This is a genomic window from Pseudomonas sp. MPR-R2A5, assembly GCF_058793055.1.
On record NZ_JBXAFK010000097.1, the window covers coordinates 1 to 9,242 of the forward strand.

Consider the following 9,242-nt stretch of genomic DNA (forward strand, 5'->3'; position numbering starts at 1 on the left):
GGTGGGGCAAGAGCCCTTTTGGTTACTTTTGGGGCTCTTTTCCAAAAGTGACCCGCTGTAAGAGCGGAACCGCCAGTGGCCATTCCCGCAGCAACGGATATGTACCCCAACCCACCAGTGGCCATTCCCGCAGCAACGGATATGTACCCCAACCCACCAGTGGCCGTTACCGCAGAAACGGATATGTACACGGAACCCCCAACCGCCACCCGCCACCCCCAATCACCCCCCTCTGACCAACTTGATTTCAATCAAGGGCTACCCGCCATCACCGCACCTACCATCGGTCCCATCTTCAGCGTCGTCAACAAAGGGATCCCATGGCCCGCTCCTCGCACCTGACACTCCACTGGCTGGTCATGTCGGTGCTGCTCATCCTCTTCACCAGCGCCCACGCCCAACCCTACGGCGCGATCGAACAGCAACGCATCGACAAAACCTTCCCCCAGCACGACGCCGTCTCCGCCCCCGAAGGCAAGTTCAACGTCCGCACCATCACCCAAGCCAACACCCCCATCGGCTACGTATTCCAGAGCCTGGACGTGATGGCGATCCCCGCCTACTCAGGCAAACCCATCAATACCCAGGTGATCCTCGACACCGCCGGCATCATCCGTGACGCCTACGTACTGGAACACCACGAACCCATCCTGTTGATCGGCATCCCCGAGGTCAAACTCCACGACTTCACCGGCCACTATGCCGGCGTCGACGTGCGCCAACGCGTCGTGGTGGGGCGCTCCAGTGACCCCAAGGCCGTGACGGTGGATGCGATTGCCGGCGCCACGGTCACCGCGATGGTGGTCAACGAAGTGGTCATGCGCGCGGCCCATGAAGTGGCGGTCTCGCTCAAGTTGATCGACGGCAAGGCCGCGACCCCACAGAAAGCCGCGCTGATCCGCACCGATCAATTTGCCCCCGCCACCTGGGAGCAGTTGACCGGCAATGGCGCGATTCGCCGCCTGCTCTTGACCCGTGGCCAGGTTGACGCCGCCTTCAAGGACACCGCCGCCGAAGCGGGGGAGGCTGGCGATGAGACCTTCATCGATCTCTATGTGGCCGACATCAACCCGCCGAGTATCGGCCGCAACCTGTTGGGGGATGCGCACTACGCCAGCTTGATGCAGGCGCTCAAGCCGGGTGAGCAGGCCATTGCCGTGCTGGGCCGTGGGCTGTTTTCGTTCAAGGGCTCGGGTTATGTGCGAGGCGGCATTTTCGATCGGGTGCAGTTGCGCCAGTTCGGCAATGTGATCAGCTTTCGCGACCTCGACCACCGGCGCATCGACGATGCCTACGCCGCGGGCATGCCGGACTTCACCGAGATGTCGGTGTTTATTGTGCGGGCACAGGCGGCGTTCGACCCCGGTTCGCCCTGGACCCTGGAGTTGCTGGTGCGGCGCCAGACCGGGCCGGTCAGTGGCACCTTCAGCAACTTCGAATTGCCTTACCAGCTGCCGGAACAGTACCTGGAACGGCTACCGCCCACGGCCGAGGAACAAGCGGCGATCGATGAAGCCAACCGCCCGTTGTGGCTGAGCATCTGGTACCAGAAACAAACCCAGGTGCTGGTGCTCGGTGTTGCGTTGGTGCTGCTCACAGTGATCCTGTTCCTGCAAGACAGCCTGGCGCGTCGCCCGCGTCTATTGCACTGGCTGCGTCGCGGCTACCTGGTATTTACCGTGGGGTTTATCGGTTGGTACGCGTTGGGGCAGCTGTCGGTGGTCAATGTGCTGACCTTCGTGCACGCACTGGCCCAGGGCTTTCGCTGGGAACTGTTCCTCACCGACCCGCTGATCTTCATGCTCTGGGTGTTCACCGCCGCCAGTATCCTGCTGTGGGGACGCGGCGTGTTCTGTGGCTGGTTGTGCCCATTCGGCGCCTTGCAAGAACTGCTCAACGAAGCCGCCCGCCGCCTGAAGATCCGCCAGTTCGAATTGCCCTTCGCGGTGCATGAGCGGCTATGGGCGATCAAGTACCTGATCCTGCTGGTGCTGTTCGGCCTGTCGCTGGAGTCCATGGCCACCGCCGAACGTTTTGCCGAAGTGGAGCCGTTCAAGACCGCCATCACCCTCAAGTTCGACCGCCAGTGGTGGTTCGTGCTCTACGCCGTGGCATTGCTGGTGATCAACCTGTTCACGCGCAAAGTCTACTGCCGTTACCTGTGCCCCCTCGGCGCCGCCCTGGCGATCCCGAGCAAATTCCGCCTGTTCGACTGGCTCAAGCGCCGCCAGGAATGCGGCAACCCCTGCCAGCTGTGCGCCAAAGAATGTGAGATCCAGGCCATCCACCCGGACGGCCATATCAACGCCAATGAATGCCACTACTGCCTCGACTGCCAGATGACCTGGCACAACGAAAACAAGTGCCCGCCGCTGATCAACAAGCGCAAGAAGCGCAACAAGGCGGCCCCCGTACAGATTCCCGTAGTGCAGATAAATCCCAACCCTTGAAGGAGCGACCCATGAACGATACAGACGACAACCATGACGGCCTGACCCGGCGCAGTTTCCTCGGTACGGGGGCGGTGACCGGGGCAGTATTGGCCGGGGCTTCGGCCCTTGGCAGCGCGGTGTTCACGCGTGAATCCTTTGCCGCGGCGGCCAAGGATGCCAAGTCGAAAATCCATGTGGAGCCCGGTCAGTTGGACGACTACTACGGCTTCTGGAGTGGCGGCCACCAGGGCGAAGTGCGGGTGTTGGGCATTCCATCGATGCGCGAGCTGATGCGTATCCCGGTGTTCAATATCGACTCGGCCACCGGTTGGGGCCTGACCAACGAGAGCAAGCGCATCCTGGGGGAGGGCGCCAAGTACGCCAACGGCGATTGCCACCACCCGCACCTGTCCACCACCGACGGCAAGTACGACGGCAAGTACCTGTTCATCAACGACAAGGCCAACACCCGGGTGGCGCGTATCCGCCTGGATATCATGAAGTGCGACAAGATCCTCACCGTACCGAATGCCCAGGCCATCCACGGCCTGCGCCTGCAAAAAGTGCCCTACACCAAGTACGTGTTCTGCAACGCCGAGTTCATCATTCCGCACCCCAATGACGGCAAGAATTTCGACCTGAAAGACCGCAACGCCTTCACCATGTTCAACGCCATCGACGCCGAGAAAATGGAAATGGCCTTCCAGGTGATCGTCGACGGCAACCTCGATAATGCCGATATGGACTACACCGGCAAGTACGCAGCCGCCACCTGCTACAACTCGGAAAAGGCCACCGACCTCGCCGGTATGATGCGCAATGAGCGCGACTGGGTGGTGGTGTTCAACATTCCGCGCATCGAAGCGGCGATCAAGGCCGGCAAGTTCATCAGTGTGGACGGCGCCAAGGTGCCGGTGGTGGACGGGCGCAAATCCGAGGACGGCAAGGACAGCGAGTTCACCCGTTACATCCCGGTGCCGAAGAACCCCCACGGCTGCAACACCTCGCCGGATGGCAAGTACTTCATCGCCAACGGCAAGCTGTCGCCCACCTGCACCATCATTGCCATCGACAAGCTCGACGACCTGTTCAGCGGCAAGATCGCCGACCCGCGCGGTGTGGTGGTCGGTGAGCCGGAACTGGGCCTGGGCCCGCTGCACACCACCTACGATGGGCGCGGCTTTGCCTACACCACGCTGTTTATCGACAGCCAGGTGGTCAAGTGGAACATCGCCGAAGCCATCCGCGCCTACGGCGGCGAGAAGGTCAACTACATCAAGCAGAAGCTCGATGTGCAGTATCAGCCGGGCCACAACCATGCGTCGCTGACCGAAACCCGCGACGCCGACGGCCAGTGGCTGGTGGTGCTGAGCAAGTTCTCCAAGGACCGCTTCCTGCCCACCGGCCCGTTGCACCCGGAGAACGACCAGTTGATCGACATCTCCGGCGACGAGATGAAACTGGTCCACGACGGCCCGGCCTTTGCCGAACCCCATGACTGCGTGATGGCGCGCCGCGACCAGATCAAGACCAGGACCATCTGGGACCGCAACGATCCATTCTTTGCCGAAACCGTGGCCATCGCCGCCAAGGACGGGATCAAGCTGGAAACCGACAACAGGGTGATTCGCGACGGCAACAAGGTGCGTGTGTACATGACCTCAATGGCCCCGGCCTACGGCCTGGGGGAATTCACCGTCAAGCAGGGCAATGAAGTCACCGTGACCATCACCAATATCGACATGATCGAGGACGTGACCCATGGCTTTGTCATGGTCAACCACGGCGTGAGCATGGAGATCAGCCCACAGCAGACTTCCTCCATCACCTTCATCGCCGATAAGCCGGGGCTGCATTGGTACTACTGCAGTTGGTTCTGCCATGCCCTGCATATGGAGATGGTGGGGCGGATGAAGGTCGAGCACGCCTGACCAAGGCACACCGCAGGACAAAGGTGGGAGGGGGGCTTGCTCCGATGGGGGTGTATCCGTTGATGCATCCGTGGCTGATTCACCGCCATCGGGAGCAAGTCGAATCGTCGCACCGCCCCTCCCACATTGGACTGCATTCAGTTTAAGGACATCACTGTGGCTCGATCACTCATCACCTTGATAGGGCTCGCACTGCTCTCGTTCGGGGTGAACGCTGCCGTACGTCCCATCACCGACTTGCCCCTGCAAGCCGACGGCCCCAACCGCTGGCGCCTGCCGGCCGGCGAATACCGGGGCGCGTTCCACATCGACCAACCGCTGCAATTGACCTGCGCGCCCGGCGCCGTGTTCCAGGCTGAAGGGCAGGGCAACGGCCTGCTCATCGGCGCGCCGGATGTCAGCGTCGAGGGCTGCACCTTCCTCGACTGGGGCCGCGACCTCACCGCCATGAACGCCGGCATCTTCATCCAGGCCGACGCCCAACGCGCCAAGGTGCGCGGCAATCGCCTGCAGGGCCCGGGCTTTGGCATCTGGGTCGACGGCACCGCGGACGTCAGCCTGGTCGACAACCGCATCCAGGGTGACCCCTCGATCCGCTCCCAGGACCGTGGCAACGGCATCCACCTGTATGCCGTGCACGGCGCTCGGGTCATCGATAACCAAGTGCGCGAGACCCGCGATGGCATCTACATCGACACCTCCAACGGCAACCTGCTGCAAGGCAACACCTTGCAAGACCTGCGCTACGGCATCCACTACATGTTCTCCAACAACAACCGGGTACTGGGCAACACCACCCGCCGCACACGCACCGGCTATGCCTTGATGCAAAGCCGCCAACTGACGGTGACCGGCAACCGCTCCGAACAGGACCAGAACTACGGCATCCTGATGAACTACATCACTTATTCCACCTTGCAGGACAACGTCGTTACCGATGTGCGCGACGGCTCCACCGGCGACACCATGATTGCCGGCGGCGAAGGCAAGGCGCTGTTTATCTATAACTCGCTGTTCAACCGCATCGAAGGCAACCGCTTCGCGCGCAGCGCAGTGGGCATTCACCTCACCGCCGGCTCAGAAGACAACCGCATTGCCGGCAACGCGTTTGTCGACAACCAGCGTCAGGTCAAGTACGTCGCCAGCCGCTTGCAGGAATGGTCGGCGGACGGGCGGGGCAACTACTGGAGCGACTACCTGGGCTGGGACCGCAACGGCGATGGCCTGGGTGACGTGGCCTACGAGCCCAATGACAACGTCGACCGCCTGCTGTGGCTCTACCCCCAGGTGCGCCTGTTGCTCAACAGCCCCGGCATCGAGTTGCTGCGTTGGGTGCAACGCGCGTTCCCGGTGATGAAGTCGCCGGGGGTGATGGACAGCCACCCCCTGATGCAAGCCCCCTCACATAAGGAACCTGTCTGATGAACGTGGTCGAGATCGACGGCGTCAGCCAACGCTATGGACGTGCCACGGTGCTGCACGGCCTGAACCTGAACCTGGCCCCCGGCGAAGTGCTGGGGCTGTTCGGGCATAACGGCGCGGGCAAGACCACTGCGATGAAACTGGTCCTCGGCCTGCTGCGCGCCAGTGCCGGCCAGGTGCGGGTGTTCGGCCGTGCACCGAGTGATCCCCACGTGCGCCGCTGGCTCGGTTACCTGCCGGAAAACGTCACGTTCTACCCGCAGCTCAGTGGCGTGGAAACCCTGCGCCACTTTGCCCGGCTCAAGGGCGCGCCGATGCATCAGGTCGACAGCCTGCTGGAGGACGTCGGCCTGACAGCGGCCGCCACGCGACGGGTCAAGACCTATTCCAAAGGCATGCGCCAGCGCCTGGGGTTGGCCCAGGCCCTGCTCGGCGAGCCGCGCCTGTTGCTGCTCGACGAGCCTACCGTGGGTCTCGATCCGTTCGCGACCCAAGACCTGTATCGCCTGCTCGACCGCCTGCGCGCCGCGGGGACCAGCATCATTCTGTGTTCCCACGTGCTGCCGGGGGTCGAAGCGCATATCAACCGCGCCGCGATCCTCACCCAGGGCCGCCTGCTGGCGCTGGGCAGCCTGGCACAACTGCGTGCCGAGGCCGGCTTGCCGACGTTGATCCGCGGCAGCGGTTTGCAGCGTGTCGAGGTGCTGCAAAAGCGCTGGAGCGCTGCCGGCCATGTGACCCGGCCCTGGGGCGACGAAGGGCTGCAGGTGGCGGCGTGCAACGGCAGTAAGGTGGAACTGCTGCGCCAGTTGCTGGCCGAGGACAGCCCCAGCGATGTGGAAATCCTCGCGCCTTCCCTCGAAGACCTTTACCGCCATTACATGAACAGCCACCAGATCACGGCACAGGAGGCGGCGTTATGAGCCCGGTCTGGAACATGGCGCGCAAAGAGTTCTGCGACGGCCTGCGCAACCGTTGGCTGTTGGCGATCAGCCTGTTGTTCGCGGTGCTGGCCATCGGTATTGCGTGGCTGGGGGCCGCCGCCGCCGGGCAACTGGGCTTCACCTCGATTGCCGCGACCATCGCGAGCCTGGCCAGCCTGGCGACCTTCTTGATGCCGCTGATTGCGTTGTTGCTGGCTTATGACGCCATCGTCGGCGAGGACGAAAGCGGCACCTTGTTGCTGTTGCTCACCTATCCCCTGGGACGCGGGCAAATCCTGCTGGGCAAGTTTGTCGGCCACGGGCTGATCCTGGCATTGGCCACGGTGCTCGGGTTTGGCTGCGCGATGCTTGCCATCGCGCTGCTGGTGGATGACGTCGAACTCGGCGTGCTGCTCTGGGCGTTTGGCCGTTTCATGCTGACCTCGACGTTATTGGGCTGGGTGTTTCTCGGCCTGGCCTATGCCCTGAGCAGCCGTTGCGCGGAAAAATCCACGGCTGCCGGCCTGGCCCTGGGCGTGTGGTTTTTCTTTGTGCTGGTGTTCGACCTGGCGCTGCTGGCCCTGCTGGTGGTCGGCAAGGGCCAGTTCAACCCGCAGGGGTTGCCCTGGCTGTTGCTGCTCAACCCTACCGACGTGTATCGGCTGATCAACCTGTCCGGCTTCGGCACGGGCACACAGTCCATCGGGGTCATGGCCCTGGGCACGGACCTCGACGTACCGCCGCAGGCCCTGTGGGCGTGTTTGTTGGCCTGGGTGGCCGGGCCGTTGGCGCTGGCCTATGGGATGTTTCTGCGCCGCGGCGCTTGACGATTTTTTTGACGGCTGGAGTAAGTGATATGGGTTTCAAGACACGGGTACTGGCGGCCTTGCTGGTCGGTTTGCTACTGACGGCGTGCGATAAGGAACAGGCGTCGAGTTTCAGTGACGCGCCGGTGGCATTTCATCCCAACGATGAGTGCCACGTGTGCGGCATGGTTATCAACGAATTCCCCGGGCCCAAGGGGCAGGTGGTGGAGCGGGGCGCGGTGAAGAAATTCTGCTCCACCGCCGAAATGCTCGGCTGGTGGCTGCAACCGGAGAACCACCATGACGACGCCAAGCTGTATGTGCACGACATGGGCCGCAGCCCGTGGGACTCGCCCAATGATATGCACCTGATCGACGCCCGCAGCGCCTTTTACGTGATCGGCACCGGTCTCAAGGGGGCAATGGGCGTGGTGCTGGCCTCGTTTGCCGATGAGGCCAAGGCGCAGAAGGTCGCGGCGGACACCGGCGGGCACGTGTTGCGCTTTGCCGAGATCGACCTGGCGCTATTGCAACAGCCAGCGGGCATGGCCCACAGCGGCCATTGAGTCAGCCGGCCTGGTAGCTCATCAGTTGCTCTTCACACACGATCCGAATGGTACGCCGCTGCACCTCGATCATCCCGCCTTCCACCAGCCGGTGCAGGATCCTTGAAAAGGTCTCCGGCTGGATACCCAGCTTCGACGCCACCAAGCGCTTAGGCACTTGCAAGACCACCTCGCCGCTGACGGCATCGCGCTCCTGGAACAGGAAATTGATCACCCGGCGACTGGCATTGGCCAGGGTCAGGGTGTCGATGTCCTTGAGGCGTTGGTGCAGGTGGATGCTCATGCTCGCCAGGATCGCCAGGCAGATTTTTGGCTGGTCCTCCAGGGCGCGGCGGTAATGCTGGCCTTCGATGCTGACCAGCACGCTGTCCTTGAGCGCGGTGGCGCTCACCGGATACGCCTTGGCCTGGGTGAACAGCAGGGCTTCGGCAAAGGTCTGGCCGGGCTGGATGACTTCCACCAGGTGTTCCTGGCCTTCACCCGTGACACGGTGCAGCTTGATTTGACCGCTGACCAGCAGGAAAAAACGGTCTGCGGCATCGCCCTGGTGCATGAGTGGCGTGTGGTTGGGCAGGCGCTTCAGGCTGGCCAGGGTACAGACGTCCTGGAAGGTTTTTTCCGGGAGCTGGCTGAACAGGTGATGGCGACGCAGGGTGAGGACAATGTGGGGATGGGTGAGCATGTTTGGGCCTCCGCAATGGGGTAGCGTAGGGGGCTTGGCGCGGGGTTGATATGCCTCTGTGGGGGTACCTCTTGCGGGGGTTGTGAGCCTATGTGGGCGTGTCAGTTGATGCATCTGTGGCTGAACCACTGTAATCGGGGGCAAGTCGAATCGTCGCACCGCCCCTCCCGCATTTGGATCTGCATCCATCAGGTAAATTTCGGTTTGGTTTTGTTCTGGCTTTTGCGGTCCTGGAACCGACCGGAGTTGTGGCTGGTGTACTCGGTTAAGTGTGGGAGGGGGCTTGCCCCCGATGGCGGCCTTTGGGCCGACCATTTTTTTGGATTAGACCGGGTACATATCCGTTGCTGCGGTAACGGCGGCTGGCGGTTCCGCTCTTACAGCGGGTCACTTTTGGAGGGACCTGTATGGACCGGACACATGGTTGACGGGTGTGCGGGGACATGGTGGACACTTTTCGGCGAGCCAATTTCGCCGGAA

Annotated in this window: 7 protein-coding genes; 6 read left to right on the forward strand and 1 reads right to left on the reverse strand. The window is 62.5% G+C overall.

The features are described from left to right. Positions 1-320 precede the first annotated feature (320 nt). The 6 genes from nosR (at position 321) to AC1Q6I_RS34445 (ending at position 8,080) form a co-directional block, all read left to right on the forward strand. A complete protein-coding gene (gene nosR, locus AC1Q6I_RS34420) occupies positions 321-2,450 on the forward strand; it encodes a transcriptional regulator NosR (RefSeq protein WP_102625715.1) in 2,130 nt (709 codons plus the stop codon). A gap of 11 nt (positions 2,451-2,461) precedes the next feature. Continuing rightward, the gene (gene nosZ, locus AC1Q6I_RS34425) at positions 2,462-4,363 is read left to right on the forward strand and encodes a TAT-dependent nitrous-oxide reductase (protein ID WP_102625716.1); all 1,902 of its coding nucleotides are present in this window, start codon (positions 2,462-2,464) and stop codon (positions 4,361-4,363) included. Between the two features lie 156 nt (positions 4,364-4,519). After that, positions 4,520-5,785, forward strand: a complete 1,266-nt coding sequence (locus tag AC1Q6I_RS34430) for a nitrous oxide reductase family maturation protein NosD (RefSeq protein WP_371858366.1) — start codon at positions 4,520-4,522, stop codon at positions 5,783-5,785. Then, the gene (locus tag AC1Q6I_RS34435) at positions 5,785-6,708 is read left to right on the forward strand and encodes an ABC transporter ATP-binding protein (RefSeq protein WP_024075022.1); all 924 of its coding nucleotides are present in this window, start codon (positions 5,785-5,787) and stop codon (positions 6,706-6,708) included. Before AC1Q6I_RS34430 ends, AC1Q6I_RS34435 begins: the two co-directional genes overlap by 1 nt. After that, positions 6,705-7,535, forward strand: a complete 831-nt coding sequence (locus AC1Q6I_RS34440) for an ABC transporter permease (protein ID WP_024075023.1) — start codon at positions 6,705-6,707, stop codon at positions 7,533-7,535. The genes AC1Q6I_RS34435 and AC1Q6I_RS34440 overlap by 4 nt, the downstream gene beginning before the upstream one ends. Positions 7,536-7,564: 29 nt before the next feature. Further along, a complete protein-coding gene (locus AC1Q6I_RS34445; RefSeq protein WP_102625717.1) occupies positions 7,565-8,080 on the forward strand; it encodes a nitrous oxide reductase accessory protein NosL in 516 nt (171 codons plus the stop codon). A gap of 1 nt (position 8,081) precedes the next feature. Here the strand turns inward: AC1Q6I_RS34445 and AC1Q6I_RS34450 are convergent, their stop codons facing one another. Continuing rightward, positions 8,082-8,762 carry a Crp/Fnr family transcriptional regulator gene (locus tag AC1Q6I_RS34450; protein WP_024075025.1) on the reverse strand — a complete coding sequence of 227 codons (681 nt, stop codon included), beginning with the start codon at positions 8,760-8,762 and terminating at the stop codon, positions 8,082-8,084. Between the last annotated feature and the right edge of the window lie 480 nt (positions 8,763-9,242).

Excerpts from the sequence above, each read along its gene's own strand:
- AC1Q6I_RS34445 (WP_102625717.1), top strand. The coding sequence starts at position 7,565 with ATGGGTTTCAAGACACGGGTACTGGCGGCCTTGCTGGTCGGTTTGCTA.
- nosZ (WP_102625716.1), top strand. The coding sequence starts at position 2,462 with ATGAACGATACAGACGACAACCATGACGGCCTGACCCGGCGCAGTTTC.
- AC1Q6I_RS34435 (WP_024075022.1), top strand. The coding sequence starts at position 5,785 with ATGAACGTGGTCGAGATCGACGGCGTCAGCCAACGCTATGGACGTGCC.
- AC1Q6I_RS34440 (WP_024075023.1), top strand. The coding sequence starts at position 6,705 with ATGAGCCCGGTCTGGAACATGGCGCGCAAAGAGTTCTGCGACGGCCTG.
- AC1Q6I_RS34450 (WP_024075025.1), bottom strand. The coding sequence starts at position 8,762 with ATGCTCACCCATCCCCACATTGTCCTCACCCTGCGTCGCCATCACCTG.
- nosR (WP_102625715.1), top strand. The coding sequence starts at position 321 with ATGGCCCGCTCCTCGCACCTGACACTCCACTGGCTGGTCATGTCGGTG.